General features: G+C 34.3%; 15 protein-coding genes. All 15 read left to right on the top strand.

Annotation, left to right across the window (positions count from 1 at the left end; all coding sequences use genetic code 11):
- Window positions 1–196: 196 nt before the first annotated feature.
- The 15 genes from LLH06_RS08145 (at window position 197) to LLH06_RS08215 (ending at window position 17,109) form a co-directional block, all read left to right on the top strand.
- A complete protein-coding gene (locus LLH06_RS08145; protein WP_317206725.1) occupies window positions 197–1,522 on the top strand; it encodes a nucleotide sugar dehydrogenase in 1,326 nt (441 codons plus the stop codon).
- A gap of 155 nt (window positions 1,523–1,677) precedes the next feature.
- On the top strand, window positions 1,678–2,493 hold the full coding sequence (locus LLH06_RS08150) for a polysaccharide biosynthesis/export family protein (protein WP_228172779.1): 816 nt from the start codon (window positions 1,678–1,680) through the stop codon (window positions 2,491–2,493).
- A 13-nt stretch (window positions 2,494–2,506) separates the two neighbouring features.
- Window positions 2,507–4,867, top strand: a complete 2,361-nt coding sequence (locus LLH06_RS08155) for a GumC family protein (protein ID WP_228172780.1) — start codon at window positions 2,507–2,509, stop codon at window positions 4,865–4,867.
- 40 nt (window positions 4,868–4,907) lie between these two features.
- On the top strand, window positions 4,908–5,678 hold the full coding sequence (gene rfbF, locus LLH06_RS08160) for a glucose-1-phosphate cytidylyltransferase (RefSeq protein ID WP_228172781.1): 771 nt from the start codon (window positions 4,908–4,910) through the stop codon (window positions 5,676–5,678).
- On the top strand, window positions 5,663–6,790 hold the full coding sequence (rfbG, locus tag LLH06_RS08165) for a CDP-glucose 4,6-dehydratase (RefSeq protein ID WP_228172782.1): 1,128 nt from the start codon (window positions 5,663–5,665) through the stop codon (window positions 6,788–6,790). The genes rfbF and rfbG overlap by 16 nt, the downstream gene beginning before the upstream one ends.
- The gene (locus LLH06_RS08170; protein WP_228172783.1) at window positions 6,775–7,230 is read left to right on the top strand and encodes a dTDP-4-dehydrorhamnose 3,5-epimerase; all 456 of its coding nucleotides are present in this window, start codon (window positions 6,775–6,777) and stop codon (window positions 7,228–7,230) included. The genes rfbG and LLH06_RS08170 overlap by 16 nt, the downstream gene beginning before the upstream one ends.
- Before the next feature lie 2 nt (window positions 7,231–7,232).
- Complete coding sequence (locus tag LLH06_RS08175) at window positions 7,233–8,090, top strand: SDR family oxidoreductase (protein ID WP_228172784.1); 858 nt, start codon at window positions 7,233–7,235, stop codon at window positions 8,088–8,090.
- Window positions 8,091–8,094: 4 nt separating this feature from the next.
- Window positions 8,095–9,462 (top strand): protoporphyrinogen/coproporphyrinogen oxidase, encoded by a 1,368-nt coding sequence (locus LLH06_RS08180; RefSeq protein ID WP_228172785.1) that lies wholly within the window; start codon window positions 8,095–8,097, stop codon window positions 9,460–9,462.
- A gap of 84 nt (window positions 9,463–9,546) precedes the next feature.
- The gene (locus tag LLH06_RS08185; protein WP_228172786.1) at window positions 9,547–10,986 is read left to right on the top strand and encodes a flippase; all 1,440 of its coding nucleotides are present in this window, start codon (window positions 9,547–9,549) and stop codon (window positions 10,984–10,986) included.
- 6 nt (window positions 10,987–10,992) lie between these two features.
- Window positions 10,993–11,877: a glycosyltransferase gene (locus LLH06_RS08190; RefSeq protein ID WP_228172787.1), complete on the top strand. Its 885-nt coding sequence runs from the start codon at window positions 10,993–10,995 to the stop codon at window positions 11,875–11,877.
- A gap of 4 nt (window positions 11,878–11,881) precedes the next feature.
- The gene (locus LLH06_RS08195; protein WP_228172788.1) at window positions 11,882–12,946 is read left to right on the top strand and encodes a CgeB family protein; all 1,065 of its coding nucleotides are present in this window, start codon (window positions 11,882–11,884) and stop codon (window positions 12,944–12,946) included.
- A gap of 37 nt (window positions 12,947–12,983) precedes the next feature.
- Window positions 12,984–14,150, top strand: coding sequence for a hypothetical protein (locus LLH06_RS08200; RefSeq protein WP_228172789.1), 1,167 nt, complete (start codon window positions 12,984–12,986; stop codon window positions 14,148–14,150).
- Window positions 14,143–14,829, top strand: coding sequence for a WecB/TagA/CpsF family glycosyltransferase (locus LLH06_RS08205; RefSeq protein ID WP_228172790.1), 687 nt, complete (start codon window positions 14,143–14,145; stop codon window positions 14,827–14,829). The genes LLH06_RS08200 and LLH06_RS08205 overlap by 8 nt, the downstream gene beginning before the upstream one ends.
- Window positions 14,829–15,914 (top strand): glycosyltransferase family 4 protein, encoded by a 1,086-nt coding sequence (locus tag LLH06_RS08210; protein ID WP_228172791.1) that lies wholly within the window; start codon window positions 14,829–14,831, stop codon window positions 15,912–15,914. Before LLH06_RS08205 ends, LLH06_RS08210 begins: the two co-directional genes overlap by 1 nt.
- A gap of 19 nt (window positions 15,915–15,933) precedes the next feature.
- Window positions 15,934–17,109, top strand: a complete 1,176-nt coding sequence (locus LLH06_RS08215; protein WP_228172792.1) for a glycoside hydrolase family 55 protein — start codon at window positions 15,934–15,936, stop codon at window positions 17,107–17,109.
- Window positions 17,110–17,134: the final 25 nt, after the last annotated feature.

Below are 17,134 nucleotides of genomic sequence, written 5' to 3' on the forward strand. Positions count from 1 at the left end.
GATTAAGTGGGGTTAAATGTAGGCTTTATGTATCGATAATAAAACTAAATTGTAAAAAACACACTAACTACCGACTTACGTAAACAACTAGTTACATGAGGAAGGCCTCATCAAATGAAGAAGATATTTGCACCAAGTTATATTAGATTGCGTGTGAAAAATTACTATATATTTGCAGGCTATCTGTGTTTAAAAAATGTTCGACCAAACGTCACATCATGTTCCATCTTCCTTGCCACAACTGCATGACGTCAGGATCGCTGTTATAGGATTAGGGTATGTAGGCCTTCCATTGGCGGCGGCGTTCGCTACCCGTTTTCCTGTTGTGGGATACGACCACTCCGAAAACCGCATCACCGACCTCAAACGTGGCTATGACAAGACGTTAGAAATATCTTCGGAAGAGCTTATGTCGGTGATCATTGGTGATCGTGACCAAAATGGATTATTTTTCTCCGCTGATGTAAGCGACATAAAAGACTGTAACATATATATAGTCGCTGTACCAACGCCTACGGATGTGCATAATCGGCCGGATTTGGACCTCATAAAAAAGGCCAGTGCAACGGTAGGCTCCGTGATCAGCCGTAGCGACATCGTTATTTACGAGTCCACCGTTTATCCCGGTTTGACCGAAGAGATATGTATACCGATCGTTGAGAAGGCATCGGGGCTGACTTTCAACGCTGATTTCTACGCCGGTTATTCTCCCGAGCGTATCAACCCAGGCGATAAGGTGCATACGCTGACCAACATTATCAAGGTCACCTCTGGTTCTACACCTGAAGTAGCTGATCTGGTCGATGACCTATACAAAACCATTATCACCGCTGGAACGCATAAAGCACCAAGCATCAAAGTAGCCGAAGCTTGTAAAGTGATCGAGAACTCACAGCGTGACATCAACATAGCCTTCGTGAACGAGATCGCTAAGATCTTCAACATACTGAACATCGATACCCAAGCTGTATTAGAAGCGGCCGGTACCAAATGGAACTTCCTTAATTTTAAACCGGGCCTGGTGGGAGGGCACTGTACTGGAGTGGATCCATATTACTTGGCTCAAAAAGCCCAAGAGGTGGGTTACCATCCAGAGATTATCCTGGCAGGCCGTCGCATTAATGACGGCATGGGTACTTACGTAGCTCAGGAAGTTGTCAAGCTAATGATCAAGAACAATATCAGTGTTAAACATGCTAATGTGCTGATATTGGGTTTTACGTTCAAAGAGAATTGCCCGGATGTGAGGAATACCAGGGTTATAGACATTATATGCTCTTTAAAGGAGTATGATATTGATTGCCAAGTGTATGACCCCTGGGCCAACAAGATTGAGGTGAAGTTTGAATATGGCATTGAGCTGTTAAATGACTTGAATTCAAATTATGATGCTATCGTTTTAGCTGTAGCCCATGACGAATTTTTGCAATTAGAATATTCAGCGCTAAAAAAAAGAACTGATACGGTGATATATGATATTAAAAGTGTGATACCTGAAGATAAGGTGAGTAGTCGTCTGTGATGTAATTCTCTTATTAACAATGCCTTGCGAATTTATTTCATTGAGCGCTCTTATAGACCATGGAATTACCTGTACTTATCGATCTTCAGCTTCATTGAGTTAATGAAAAGTTATTTATTTTTGACAGACGTACGTAAAGAAAATTATTAGTGCCTTTGAAAAATTTTGACCTGCTCTTTAAATGGTGTGCTATAGTAAGCCTTCCTTTAATAATGTCCTCCTGTTCTTCGATTAAGAACGTTAAGTACTTTACAGATATTCCTGATAGCCAAAAAATCACAAATCTTGCAACTTTGAAATACGAGGAACCGCGTATTCAACCTGATGATATATTATCGATCAATATACAAACAGTTGACCCAAGTGCTACTAAGGTCTTAGCCACCGGAACACTTCAAAATTCGGCAGTGGGTGCCACCACAGCCGGAAGCACAGGGTCACAAACAATTTCTGGCTATTTGGTCGATAACAGCGGTAATATTGAATTGCCAGTGCTGGGAAAGATCAAAGTTAGCACTTTGACCACTGAACAAGCAAGAGAAGAGATTCGGGCAAGGGCCACCAAATTGTATAAAGATCCAACAGTAAATCTACGTTTTGCCAATTTCAAAATAACGGTAATGGGAGAGGTAGCTAAGCCAGGTGTATATGTAGCATCCAATGAAAAGGTCAATATATTAGACGCATTAGGCTTAGCTGGTGATATCACCATTTACGGCAAACGTGAAAATATTGCGCTGATTAGACAGTTTGAAGATGGTAGCCGAAAAATGATTAGGCTTGATTTAACTAAAAGCGAAATTTTAAACTCTCCTTATTATTACCTGAGGCAGAATGATTATTTGTATGTTGAGCCTACAAAATCTAAGGTTGTGTCTTCTGATGCTATTCAAAACAGAAACATATCTATCATCACTGCAGTTACTGCTTCCTTGATTTCACTGATTGCCATTATAATAAGTCGCAACTAACTTTATGACTAATTTGAATCATAATATAAATACAAAAACTTCAGGCGAATCTGATAGCATTGATTTAAAAGCGGTTTTTTATAAACTAATTGGTAACTGGCAGTTGTTTGTGATTAGCTTAGTTATCGCCTTGTTAGCTTCATCCATTTATTCTTATTACGCTCACCCTTCTTGGAGTATTTCAAGTAAATTGCTAGTAAAAGATGATAAAAGCAATGCTCAAGGTGCATTGAGCGGTACCTTAAGTGGAGACATTGGATCAATATTTAATGCGAAAAGCAATGCCGATAATGAGATTCAAATCATAAAATCAAGGACTTTAATGCATAATACTGTTAAAGATATGCAGTTGAATGTTAGTCTTTTTTCAAAAAATGGAGCAAAAAAAAGAGAAATTTATGAAGAAGCACCGTTTAGTGTTCATTTAATTTATAAAAGCGATACTTTGAATTATAGGGAATACCAGATTCAAGTCCTAAACAATAAAGAGTTTAATATATCTAATAGTGAAGATGAGATTGTACAAAAAGCAAAATTTGGACAAATAATTCATCTTAAACAATATGACGTTATCTTATATTATAAAAGTGGGAAAAAATATTTACCTAGATATCTAGTGTCGGTACAGGACATTAATCAAACGGTTGATATATTTTCAAAGCGCTTCGCAGCCACTCTGTCAGATAAACAAGCCACCACAATAGATCTGTCTTTTATTTATGATCATCCAGCAAAAGGCGAGGCAATATTAAATAGGTTGATGCAAATATATCTGTCTTCTAACATCCAAAGTGAAAAGCAGATAGCTGATAGTGCAATGGCCTTTATTGATTCACGGATAGTGCTCGTTTCAAGTGAGTTAACAAATATTGAGAAAAAATTCGAGAGGTTTAAAACCAACAATAATATTGCTAACATAACAGAGCAATCTAAATCTTTAGTCTCTAATGCAAGTGAATTTTATACTAAGCTTGCACAACAAGAAACACAATTAGCTGTAGTTTCAGATTTGGAAAAATATTTGAATAATCCTCAAAACAAAAATATAATACCAAGTTCATTAGTTAATCCAGCCGATCAATCATTCGGTTTAGCTATAAATGCCTACAATGAATTATTGTTAAGCAAACAAAAGGCATTGCTATCTTACACAAGTTCCAATCCAGTAATTGAAAACTTAGACAAACAAATAAATGATTCTAGAACTAACTTACTTCGTAATATAGAAACATATAAAAAGTCCTTGCAAACCGGACGAAATTCATTAGCTCAACAAAATTCTGGAATCACTGGCCAACTTAAACAATTACCTAGTAAGGAAAGAAACTATCTTGACTTTGCGCGCCAACAAAATTTAAAGCAAGAGCTATATTTATTTTTATTGCAAAAACGCGAGGAAACCGCTATCTCTCGAAATTCTACTATATCAAGCTCAAGAATCGTTGATTTTGCTAAGGCTGACTTCTTACCTTTCAAACCAAAAAAAATAATTATTTATGCTGTAGGATTTATATTAGGTCTAATAATTCCCGCTATGTATTTATTTGTGAAAGAATTTTTCAATTTAAAGATTAATAGCAAGAGCGATATTGAAAGAATAACCCCTGTAACGATACTAGGGGAAATTGGTCACAATAGTGACAAGCAAAGTTTAGTTACCGGTAACAACTCCCGTTCTGTAATTTCAGAGCAATTCAGAAGCTTGCGCACCAATTTGCAATTTGTCATAGATTCTTCTAAACCAAGTGTGATATTGTTCACCTCAAGTATGAGCGGCGAGGGTAAATCATTTCTATCCCTTAATTTAGGAAGCGCTTTATCGTTAACTGATAAGAAAGTGGTGTTTATGGAGATGGATTTACGTAAACCAAAACTGTCAGAAAGCATAGGATTGGATATAAACAATGGTTTTAGCAATTATGCTATTTCTGATGCCAACAATTATGACTATAAAAAATTATTGAAGCCTTTAAGCTTCAATAAAAATTGTTTTTTGATCTCATCAGGGCCGATACCTCCGAACCCTTCCGAACTATTAAGTAATGGAAAGCTTGAAAGACTTTTAGAAAATCTTAAAAAAGATTTTGATTATATTATTATCGATTGTGCACCCGTTGGATTAGTAACTGATGCACTAATGATACACCGTTATGTTGATTTAACTTTTTACGTGTTAAGGCAAGGATTTACCTATAAATCTCAATTACACGTATTAAACGAATTATTAGGAACAAATAAATTGAAGAACATCTATTTGATCGTCAATGATATAAAAAGTCAAAAGGCAGGCTATTCTTCTTATAAGCAAGCCTATGGTTACGGCATTGAAGAACAAGACAACTCAGTATTTTCAAAATTTAAGTTCTGGAAATAATAATCAACCTTTATTGTTTAACATCTACTAACAAAGTAAAATGAAAGTTGTAATTCTAGCAGGAGGCTTAGGCACTAGATTATCAGAAGAAACTGTATTAAAGCCGAAACCTATGGTTGAAATAGGAGGAATGCCTATTCTATGGCATATAATGAAGATTTACTCCACTTATGGCTACAACGAATTTATTGTTTGTTTGGGCTACAAAGGGTATGTTATAAAAGAATATTTTGCAAATTATTTTTTACATAAATCTGATGTTACTATTGATTTGACAAGTAATTCGTTAAGTGTTCATGATTCGCAAGTTGAGCCTTGGAAGATAACGCTTGTGGATACAGGTAACGATTCGATGACAGGTGGAAGAATAAAACGTATTAAAGATCATGTAGGCAACAATCCGTTTTTGCTTACTTATGGTGATGGCGTTAGTAATGTTAATATAGCAGAGTTAGTTAGTTTTCATAAAAACCATAGAAAAATGTGCACCGTTACTGGTGTTCAACCCTCTGGCAGATTTGGAGCACTGAATATAACACCAGAAGATCAAGTATTATCATTTATGGAAAAGCCGAAGGGGGATGGATCATGGGTTAATGGTGGTTTTTTTGTTTGCGAACCAAAAGTTTTTGATTTCATTGAAGACGATTCGACAACTTGGGAAAGTGAGCCTATGGAAAATATTGCCGCAGCCGGAGAGATGTTCACCTATAAGCATCATGGTTTTTGGAAGCCAATGGATACATTACGTGATAAACAAGAGTTAGATACGGAATGGAATGCAGGTAAAGCAAAATGGAGAATCTGGTAAATAATAAAACAATGTTTGAAAATATCTACAAAGGAAAAAAAGTACTAGTAACCGGCCATACGGGTTTTAAAGGCTCGTGGTTATGTTTATGGCTAAAGATGCTTGGAGCGGATGTTTTTGGAATTTCGAATGAAATTTATAAAGCTCCAAATCTGTATGAAGCTGCAGATATTGACAGTCAGATTGTGTCTCATATAGCCGATATACGAGATTTAAATAAAATGACCAGTTTAATTAAGAATATACAGCCTGATTTTATATTTCATTTAGCAGCACAGCCAATTGTAAAATTGGCATATGAGGAACCTGTAGACACATTTACAACTAATATAATTGGTACTGCCAATATATTAGAAGCATTGAGAGTTTTAAACTACCCTTGTATAGCTATTATGATAACAAGTGATAAATGCTATGATAATGTAGAGTGGGTATGGGGATATCGTGAAACAGATCAGCTTGGTGGAAAAGATCCCTATTCAGCATCAAAAGGAGGTGCCGAATTAATAATCAAAACTTATTTTCATTCTTACTTCAAGAAAAACTCATCTGTAAAAATAGCTTCTGTAAGAGCAGGTAATGTGATAGGTGGCGGAGATTGGGCTGCAAATCGCATCGTCCCAGACTGTTTCAGAGCTTGGGCTAGCAATGAAAAAGTAGTTATTAGGAGCCCTAATGCAACACGTCCTTGGCAGCATGTACTTGAACCACTGAGTGGATATTTACGTACAGGACAACTATTACATCAAGAGAAAATTGATAACGGTGAAGCTTATAACTTCGGTCCACCGACAGATAAAAACTACACCGTCATTGATCTTATAAAGGCATTGGCCAACGATTGGGATGCTGACAACAAAGACATTTTAAATGTTGAGGATTCAAATTTTCTGGAATCTGGTTTATTAAAATTAAATATCGACAAAGCATTATTTGACATGCAATGGATACCTACGTTGGATTTTGATCAAACTGCAATATTTACATCAGAGTGGTACAAAAATTATTATCAAAAATTGACTGATCAGGACTCTCTTCAATTTACAACAATTCAAATTGAGCAATATGTTAGAGTTGCTCAAAGCAAAGACATTTCATGGGCACTGAGATAATTAACGGTGTTTATTATAGTCCTCTTAATATAATCTCCACAACGGGTGGAACCGTTATGCACGCAATAAAAGGTATTGATGAGTTTCTGCCCTCTTTTGGCGAATGTTATTTTTCAACAGCAAAAAGTAAAGATCCGAAGGCTTGGAAAAAGCACAGTCGTATGATTTGTAACTTGTTTGTACCCAAAGGAGAAGTCAAGTTCGTGTTCTTTGACGATAGAGTAGATAGCGTCGATTACAAACAAATAGCCGAATTTAATTTAGGTCAAAGTAACTATGGTAGGTTAACAATTTTTCCTAACGTGTGGTTTGGTTTTGCTGGAGTTGCTGATAACGAAGACAGTTTGATTTTGAATGTCGCTAACATACTTCATGAACCTTCCGAAAGCTCCAGGTTGGAACCTGATACAGAAAAAATACCCTACGTTTGGAAATTTTAATTATGAAGGTACTTGTAACAGGAAGTTCTGGCATTTTAGGTTCAGATATTTGCAAGCAGTTAGAGCTTAAAGGTTGTAATTACATCGGCTTCAACTCACAGAATATCAAGCTTGATGACTTTGAAGATGTAAAAGCTAAAGTGATAGGCTTTAATCCCGATATCTTAATACATTGCGCAGCATTAACAAATGTTGATTTGTGTGAGGATGAAAGAGGACTGGCCTATACGGTTAATGTAAACGGTACACAAAATGTTGCCATGGCAGCTAATTTAGTAAATGCAAAAATGATTTACATAAGTAGTTGCGGAGTTTATGGTAACGGTAAAGCAACACCGTATATTGAAACCGATCCAACAGAGCCTCTTAATTATCACCATTTTACTAAACTTGAAGGAGAAGCAAAAGTTTTAGAGTGTTGTACTAAAGGGATAATCATAAGGCCGGGTTGGTTATTTGGTGGCAATCTCTCGCACCGGAAAAATTTTGTTGAAGCGCGGCGACGTGAGGCGTTAAATGTTAATGAGTTAAATAGTGCAAACGATAAAATTGGCTCGCCCACGTTCACATCTGATTTGGCAAAGCAAATACTGCATTTAGCACGTCAGGATGCCTATGGAGTATTTAATGCTGTAAATGAAGGGTGTGCATCAAGGTTTGACTATGTTACTGAGATAATTAGAAATTTGAATATAAAAGTAAAGGTAAATCCTGTTTCATCAAATAATTTTCAGCGTAAGGCTAATATGCCTGATAACGAGTGTCTCGAAAATTTTAATCTAAGTAGGAGTGGTTTAAATATTATGCGTGACTGGAAAGATGCACTTAAAGATTACATAGATTCACAATATAGAATATAATTATATGTATACCATAATTGGTGCTGGCCTGGCAGGATTGAGTACAGCCGATCATTTAAAGAAAGCAAATGTTGCTTTTGAACTTTACGAAGCTAAAATGCATGGTGGTGGGCATATTCATAGCGAAACAGTTAACGGGTTTACTTGGGATGAAGGGCCACATGTATCATTTACTAAATATAATTATGTTAAAGAATATTTTGCAGATAATTGTGAGCAGAAATTTTTAGAATATCCAGCAGATCCCACTAATTATTATCATCACAGCTGGATACTTCACCCTGCACAGTCTAACATGTATGCCCTGCCGGAGCCATTGAGGCAACAATGCATTGATAGCCTTTTGCACGAAAGAGCGATACAGACCGCTGAAAACTATGTGCCGGGAAATTATAAAGATTGGATAAATTATGCTTTCGGAAAGGTGTTTGCTAATAATTTGGCCGAAGTATATACTCAAAAGTACTGGACCACAAGTGCTGAAAACTTAACCACCGATTGGATTGGTAAAAGGATATATTTTCCTGCAATACACGACATGGTTGAAAGTGCTAAGGGCCCTCTTAATAAACCAACCCATTATATTAGTAAAGTAAGGTATCCAGCCAAAGGTGGGTTTTATTCATTTATAAAAAAAATTGAGAATGACTTAAATATCAATTATGGTCATGACTTAAAGTATATCTCGTTTAAGCAAAAAAGTCTACAATTTGCTAATGGCACTGTTATAGATTTTGACAAACTTGTATTAACTATACCTTTGCCAACAATAATTGCGAAAAGTGACGCACCTGCTGATATTAAATTAAGAGCAAAGCAACTTAAGTGTTCACAAGTTCTCATTGTTAATGCAGTGATAGATCATACGCCTGCCGTAACTAATCATTGGATATATGTTTACGATAATGACATGTATTCTACACGTATAAATTTTACTGATCTGTTAGCTCCTGAAAATGGAGTGAGCGGTAAATGCGGTATACAGGTTGAGGTTTATTTTTCTGATTACCGCCCGTTTAATCATGATACTCAAAGCATTACTAATCATGTTTTAAATGAACTTATACAAATGGGCTTAGTTAAAAGTATAAACCATGTTGAAAGTTATCATACTAAGTTTATCAACTGGGCAAATGTAATTTTTGATAAAGATCGGGAGCAAGCTCAAAACGCCATTTTTAACTGGCTTACAGAGGTTGGTATGGTTAGGGAAACAGAAGATATATATCCTATGACTGAGTGGGATACTAAAGAAATAACTAAACTTGGTGATGTCATTTTAGCAGGGAGGTTTGCCCAATGGAAGTATTACTGGACCGATGATTGCGTCTTGCGTGGTAAATATATTGCTGATTGTGCAGTTATTAAATAATGTGTTCTATAAAATTATACAGAAGTTAAGTTGATACCTCTGGGAATACCAGAGGTATCATAGAATCCTCAAACGAAAATAAATTTGAAAAAAAATCTTCTATATAATATTTTACTAACAGTTAGTCAATTTATCCTTCCACTAATTAGCTTTCCGTATGCGTCTCGAATAATTGGCCCTCAGGGTATTGGAACTGTTAATTTCGTTGACAGTTTTACTCAGTATTTTGTTTTAATAGCTGCTTTAGGTATTCCTTACTATGGTGTTCGAGAAATAGCGAAGGTTAAGGATGATAATGAAAAAAAGTATAAATTGTTTAGTGAAATATTTTTCATCCACATAGTTTCCGCTGTTATAATATCTTTGGTCTATTTATTAGTTTCGTTATTTATACCACAACTTCACCGGAATTTGAGTTTAGTTTACATTGGTGTCAGTATTATTATGGCTAATGTGTTTTCTTTAGAGTGGTTTTTTCAAGGCATTGGAGAGTATTCGTATATAGCAATAAGATCAATATTGGTAAGGTCTTTATCAGTTTTATTACTTTTCGTTTTGTTAAAAAATTCTAAGCAGGTAGAGGTATATTATCTGATCTTGGCAAGTGTATTTATCTTGAATGGTATATCAAATTTTTTATACATACATAAAAAAGTGAGGATTAGTTTTTCAAACCTCAAATTGGATCAGCATTTTAAGCCTCTTCTTGTTATACTTAGCTCAAGTTTAGCAATTAGCGTTTATGTATATATTGATAATATTTTACTTGGTTTCTTGCAAAATGATGAAGCTGTTGGTTATTATTCAACCTCTGTAAAAATCGTAAAAATTCCTTTAGCATTACTTGGTGCTATCAGCACTATTATAATTCCTCAAATAAGTAATTTTTATCATAAAGGTAATATTGACGAGGTTAGATCTCTAATAGATAAGTCGTTCAATTTTGTTTGTTTATTTGGTCTTCCGGTAATGATCGGTTTAACATTAAATGCCGAATTTCTTATTACAATTTTTGCGGGAGAAAAGTTCAAAAATGCCATTATCATTGTTGAGATACTTTCGCCTATCATTTTTTTGATCGGCCTAAACAATTTGTTTGGAGTGCAAATATTAACGCCAATTGGGAAAGAAAAATTTTTGTTGAGGGGTGTGATTGTGGGTATGATATTTAGCTTGATAATAAACTTACTATTAGTACCAAAATATTCTTATATAGGATCAGCTATTGCAAATGTTATAACAGAAATCATAGTTACGGCTTTTTGTTTTAAGTACTCTAAAAAGTTTATAAAATATACACCTGATTTAAAGGTACTATCTCAGTCTTTTTTTGTATCCATATTATTTTATCCAATACATAAAGCAGTTGGGTGTTTACAAACACCAGTATTATATAAGGGCTTGTTCAGTATAGTAGCTTGTGCTACAATTTATCTTGCTTTTTTCCTTTTCCTTTTTAAAAACAAATATATTGACGCAGTTAAGCATAATGTTATGAAGAAACTATCAATAAATAAAGGTTAGATGAGTATGACCAATCGTACTTGCGCGTTAATTATCACCTACAATAGGATTGATTTATTAAAGGAATGTATAGCTGCCATTAAAAAACAATATATCATACCTAATGAAATTGTAGTTGTTAACAACGCATCAACCGATGCAACACAACACTGGTTAGATCAACAAAGCGATTTGACGGTTTTAACTTTAACAACCAATGAAGGGCCTGCCAAAGCTTTTGCATTTGGGTTTAATTATGGTATTAAAGCAGGCTTTGAATGGATATGGTGTATGGACGATGATACCATACCAACTCCAGGAGCATTGAGCGCACTACTTGATTTTTATCATAAATTAAGTGAGCAGGACCAACGGAACATAGGTTTTTTGGTAAGTGAAGTGCTTTGGACCGACAATAGCATATATGTAGGAAATTTGCCATGGTTTAAAAAGCAAAATGAATCTAATCAAATTCTCGCAGCTACTTTTGTATCAAGTTTTTATAAAGTGAGCTCTATTCGCACGATTGCTTTACCAAGAAAAGAGTTCTTTCAATGGTACGTTGATGTTGAATATACTTGGCGAATATCGGAGCGATTTGATTGTTATTATGTGCCCGATAGCAAGGTTATCCATAAAACTGTGGAAAACGTTAAAGTAAAGTGGAAAAATGTAAATAATCAAAGCTTTGAAAAATATGCTGGGGGACTTACTAATTATATTTATTTAATTAAAAATAATGTATTTACGTTCTCATTTTACCAGCGTTTTAGAGGTTTTACGGCGTCTATTTTAAGGGCGTATTGGTATACATTGTCTAACACCAATAATAAAGTTAAAAATTTAGGGATTTTATATTATAAAATAAAATCCGGCTTAAAAATGCGTGTGACGGACGATTTTAGCAATTAATAATATGGAAAGTTTTAACGGTAAAAGAGTGATTCTTATAGTTCCATTTTTTTTTGAATATCATATAATGCTAAAAAAGGAATTGGAAAAAGCAGGAGCTCATGTTTTATTACTTGAAAATAAACTTCAAAAATTAGACCCTTTAGCTGTAAAATCTAAAATTTTGGCATTACGGAAGTTGGTGTACCTCTTTTCAGACTTAAAAGAAAAATATGTTAAAGAAAGCATATTGCCAAAAATTGAAAATCAAAAGTTTGATTATTTAATAGCTATCAATGGTTTTTCTATAACACCCTCTCTTGTTAAAGCCTTAAAAGTTATCAATCCACAAATAAAGACAATTCTTTATTTGTGGGACACATTAGCAATATTTGACTGGCGTAAATTATTTAACGAATTTGATAAGGTGTTAACGTTTGATAGGAATGATAGCAATAATCTAAATATAGACTATTTGCCCAACTTTTACCCCGCCAATGTTGAAAACAAAAATGCAATATCCACCAATTTCGCTTATGATCTGTTTTTTATTGGCACCCAGCATCATGATAGGTACCATTTACTAAAAAAGATATATGAAGAATGTAAAACAGACCTCAATCTTTGCATTAAGCTTTTAATCAAATATAAAGGGGCACTTCATAACAAATTAATTTATAGCATTTTTAAAAACTTAAACTCAAAAATTAGTTTTGTAAGTAACTACGTTGTTAATTATGAATTAGCCGAAAAAAAAATATCTTTTCCATTTCTCATGTACAAGGGTATGCCTTACCAAGAGATTGAAAAACTATTTAATATGTCAAAGGCTGTTTTAGACATAGATCTTCCTTATCAGGCCGGTTATTCACACAGATTAATTTTGGCTCTTGCAACTGGTAAGAAAGTAATAACCACAAACAAATGGATTGCAAACGAGAAATTTTTTAATCCAGACGTCATTAGCATAATAGATAGGAGCAATCCTGTTATAGATACTACTTGGATACATAAGAAGATCAACGAAACCCAAGGAAGCTCAATTTTAAACTTGAGAATAGATAATTGGATCACGCAGCTGGTTTCGTAGAAAACTGATGGTAAAATTCACTTACAGATATTTGATATTGCTGATACTGGCATTTGTAGCACAGGATCTGGTACTACTAGCACTTATAAATACTAACCAAATAGGCCTTGTATTTCCTGTAATTGCAGCTAAGGAAGCTCTTATAGCTATATATTTAGGAGCGATTATTTTTTTTACCCGAAAGTTTAAAATTGATTTCTTTTTGAACTCAAAATATGAGTTGCAATTGTGGTTTCTGTTAATAATAGTTGCGTTATTATATGTTATTATAGGTTTAGGAACTTTTCCGGCAACTGGTGTATTGTATGAAGGTCGTGCCATCTTTATGCCTTTAATATTATATTTATTAGGCGGTATTATGGGACATTACTTTAATAAAGATAGTTTATATTTACACAAAGTGGTTAAGTGTATCGAGACGGCTACTATCATTTTAGCATTATCAGCCATTATAGATTATTTTTTCTTGCCCGTTTCTTTTTGGGAAAATATTAAGGCCGGTAGCTTAGATACGATTAAGGGCGGCTTTACATCAAGTGGCAGTTTGCCAGACAATTTTTTCTCGGTATTTGGCAGACGCGCGTTAGGTTTAGCTATAAATCCACTATTGTTGTCTTATTTATTAATACCAGGATTATCTTTTTTTTTATCAAAAAAGAAATATCTTTTTGCATTGCTAACTTTCTCAGCAATGGTCCTGAGCTTTTCAAGACTGCCCGTGTTGGCGGTTTTAATCAGTTATGGAGTTTTTAAAACGAGATCATATGTGAAGGTTGTTTTGGTGGTAGCACTTTTCCTGCTTTTGATAAGGTATTTTGATAGGATCGTTTTTATATTTTCTGATGCATCAGCGGTAGGGCACTATTCAACATTTACTACAGGGCTTGATTATTTTCTAAATAACCCACTAGGGTATGGCGTAGGATCGGCTGGTGTGTTTGCTTTTAATTACTCCGACATGTATGCCGAAAGCGCGGTATTGAATTTATTAAACCAAATTGGCATTCTTGGTTTTTTATTGTATGTTGGAGTTATAAGCTTTGGCTTATTTAATAAAAGAACAGCTTTTAAAAATGAGATGATGTTTATGAGTTCTGCATATTTTATTACAGCTTTTCTATCGCCGCAAATTTTTGTTATTAAAGCTTCCTTTCTTTTTTTTATCCTATTAGGGATCAATAATAAATCAATTAGCAGTGCTTAAACTCGAATCCAAATTTAATATAAGTGAGTTAATAGGTCATGATGTAACATTTGCCAATCCATATTCCTGGCAACTCCTCAGCGAGGCCGACCCGAAAGCTATTGCTCAATTCAAAATATTTGTTGATGGCATTTTATTGGTAAAGGTTAATAACTTTTTTACTGGAGATAAAATCGATAGATATAGTTTTGATGATACTTCTATAGCTCCTATTGTTTTTAAATATGCTTGTGATCATAAACAGAGTATTTACTTGGCAGGAGGTGTTCCGGGAGTAACAAAATCAGCTAAAGAATATATAAGCATGAATAACCCGTCCATTAATATTATAGGTAACTGTGCGGGGTATTTTGCTTCAAATGAAGAAAGAGGAAAATCCTTAAATGAAGCCTTAAAAAGTGACATAGTGATAGTGGGGATGGGAACACCATACCAGGAGTACTTTTTAACAGATTTGCGAAACAAAGGCTGGAAAGGTACCGGTTTTACTTGCGGTGGTTACATGGATCAGCTAGTAGAAAGTAAAGGAGGAAATTACTACCCAGATTTGGTTAACAAATGGAACGTCAGAGCACTATATCGCTTATTCCGTGAACCTGGTCGATTATGGAAGCGTTATTTAATAATGTATCCGCTATTTTTATATTCTTATTTAAAAAGTAAACGCAATAAAGGATAATGAAGGTTCTATTTATCGGATTATCAAATAATGACAAAGTTAGGGGGGTTGAGCAGTACTGTATTAATATTGTGAAGTTTCTAGCTAAAAATCAAGATTTGCAAATTGATTTGTTATGCGGACAATGGCAACGCAACTATTATGATCAATTAGCTGCTGCTAATGTTAATATTTTATGTGCACCCTGTGGAAGATCAAAGCTAAAACGTCATTTTTTTCTTATAAAGTCTGTAAAGCAATTAAGCAATAGCTATGATTTAGTGCATTACTGTAATACACTACCTGTCTTCAGAAAAAACGCTGTGCCAACAGTGATTACCATTCATGATATTGCAGAGTATAAAATACGACAAAAATACACCTTAATACAAAGGCTGTATCGCAAACTGGTAACCAAGCTTTCATCTTCAATAGCCGATAAAATTATTACTGTAAGCAATTTCTCTAAGGATGAAATTGTCAATGCGTTACATATAGCGCCCGATAAAATAAAGGTTATTTACAATGGTATTAATCATTTGCCATTTCAGTTTAATTACAATACCAAAGTTGATTTTAACAATAAAAAATATATATTATATTTTGGTGTACTCGAACAAACCAAAGGTATACCTGAATTAATTAAGGCGTATGAACAAATTGCTGATCAAATAATTGATTATAATTTAATTTTCATTGGAAAGAAGGGAAATGAGTTTGAGTTTTTGCAACAACATTTATCTGATAAAATTAATTATCTCGGCTTTTTAGATTACGATGACCTATATGCTCATCTTCATTATGCATCATGTATGGTTTTTGCATCAAAATACGAGGGTTTTGGTTTCCCTATTTTAGAAGCATTTATATTTAACGACAATATAATAACTTCAAATACAAACTCACTTGGCGAAATAGGGAAGGATTTTGCCATTTGTATAAATCCTGAGTCAGTGGATGAATTATCAGATGCGATACTACAGACAATCAAATTCCCTAAAAGCTTTAAAACCGAGGAAAAAGCTGTAATACTAAACAAGTACCGCTGGGAAAATGCTGCTTATCTAACATACCAGTCCTATCGCGAATTAATAAAGAATTTATAGTTCTTGGATTAACTTATTTATGTTCCAAAAAAAAATACTATCATTTATAGTTGCACTAATTGTTATGTGCTTCTTGAATTTAGATGCATCGTACGCGCGCTTTCTTAATATTAAGGCTTACGGTGCAAAAGCAGATGGTAAAGCCAACGATACTAAAGCAATTTTAAAAGCATTGACATTGTTGAAAGACGATGATACACTTTATTTCCAAGGAAAGTTTTTAGTCACTCCCGAATATTCAATACAAAATACATGGGAAGCGGCGCCAGTAATATTTAATCTTCCTAATAAAAGGTTTACAATTTTGGGTGGGTCAACAGCAGAGTTTATTTTAGGCAACACAAAAGGAAATGCGCTATCAATATTTCGTACAGCTTTTTGCTCAACTAAAAAAATTGTTATAAAATCAATTAAGATAATTGGTAAAGGAAACAAAGGGGTAGTAGGGAATTTGATTGACGGCATTACAGTCAATGGGAGTAAGTTTGGTGAATTTAGTGATATAAGTATTGTTGATACCAAAAGGCATGGTATATATATGATTTACGGTGCGAGTTACAACACATTAAAAAACATTAATGTAAAAGGTACAAATCGTGAAATGCTTGGCTGTGGGTTACAGTTGGAAGGTGCATCAAAAAATATATTTGAGAAAATTCGGTTAATAAACATAGGTGCAAATGGCATCGATGTCAATAAATGGCAGTGCGGAGGCCTCTATAATTGCGGAAACAAATCACCTTACACTCAGGTTATCTATTCGTTAGGTAATAAGTTCAGTAAGATTCTAATTGATAATACCGGTGTTAACAATAACACTTCCTATGGTGCAGGTGGTTCTTGTAATTTTGACGATGATTATTACGGAGTTAATATAATCAATGGTAGTGATGATAACTCCTTCGATAACATTGAAATTAAAAACGTAAGGTTGAACTCGGGGGATATTTTACCCAAAAAAAGTACTTATCGTGCTGCCTTAAGATTAATGAGTGTTAAAAATTGCACATTAAAATGCAAAAAAATAGTTAACTCGGAATATGTTGCTTACTTACAAAGTGCACCTAACACCACAATTAATGTTGATTACGCAGAAGTTACGACTGAGTTGCTGTCTGAGGATAATTCGACATATACTCCAAGACTAAAGGTTAAAAAACGTTTAATAATTCATAAGCTTACTGATTTCAACTAATAAATTTGTCAGTGATTGACACTAT

The sequence above is a fragment of the Mucilaginibacter daejeonensis genome, assembly GCF_020783335.1.
Classification (GTDB): domain Bacteria; phylum Bacteroidota; class Bacteroidia; order Sphingobacteriales; family Sphingobacteriaceae; genus Mucilaginibacter; species Mucilaginibacter daejeonensis.

What these genes read in the sequence shown, in the direction of transcription:
- LLH06_RS08190 (WP_228172787.1), top strand. Translation starts at nt 10,993, where the DNA reads ATGACCAATCGTACTTGCGCGTTAATTATCACCTACAATAGGATTGAT.
- LLH06_RS08210 (WP_228172791.1), top strand. Translation starts at nt 14,829, where the DNA reads ATGAAGGTTCTATTTATCGGATTATCAAATAATGACAAAGTTAGGGGG.
- LLH06_RS08215 (WP_228172792.1), top strand. Translation starts at nt 15,934, where the DNA reads ATGTTCCAAAAAAAAATACTATCATTTATAGTTGCACTAATTGTTATG.
- rfbG (WP_228172782.1), top strand. Translation starts at nt 5,663, where the DNA reads ATGGAGAATCTGGTAAATAATAAAACAATGTTTGAAAATATCTACAAA.
- LLH06_RS08145 (WP_317206725.1), top strand. Translation starts at nt 197, where the DNA reads ATGTTCGACCAAACGTCACATCATGTTCCATCTTCCTTGCCACAACTG.
- LLH06_RS08180 (WP_228172785.1), top strand. Translation starts at nt 8,095, where the DNA reads ATGTATACCATAATTGGTGCTGGCCTGGCAGGATTGAGTACAGCCGAT.
- LLH06_RS08195 (WP_228172788.1), top strand. Translation starts at nt 11,882, where the DNA reads ATGGAAAGTTTTAACGGTAAAAGAGTGATTCTTATAGTTCCATTTTTT.
- rfbF (WP_228172781.1), top strand. Translation starts at nt 4,908, where the DNA reads ATGAAAGTTGTAATTCTAGCAGGAGGCTTAGGCACTAGATTATCAGAA.
- LLH06_RS08170 (WP_228172783.1), top strand. Translation starts at nt 6,775, where the DNA reads ATGGGCACTGAGATAATTAACGGTGTTTATTATAGTCCTCTTAATATA.
- LLH06_RS08175 (WP_228172784.1), top strand. Translation starts at nt 7,233, where the DNA reads ATGAAGGTACTTGTAACAGGAAGTTCTGGCATTTTAGGTTCAGATATT.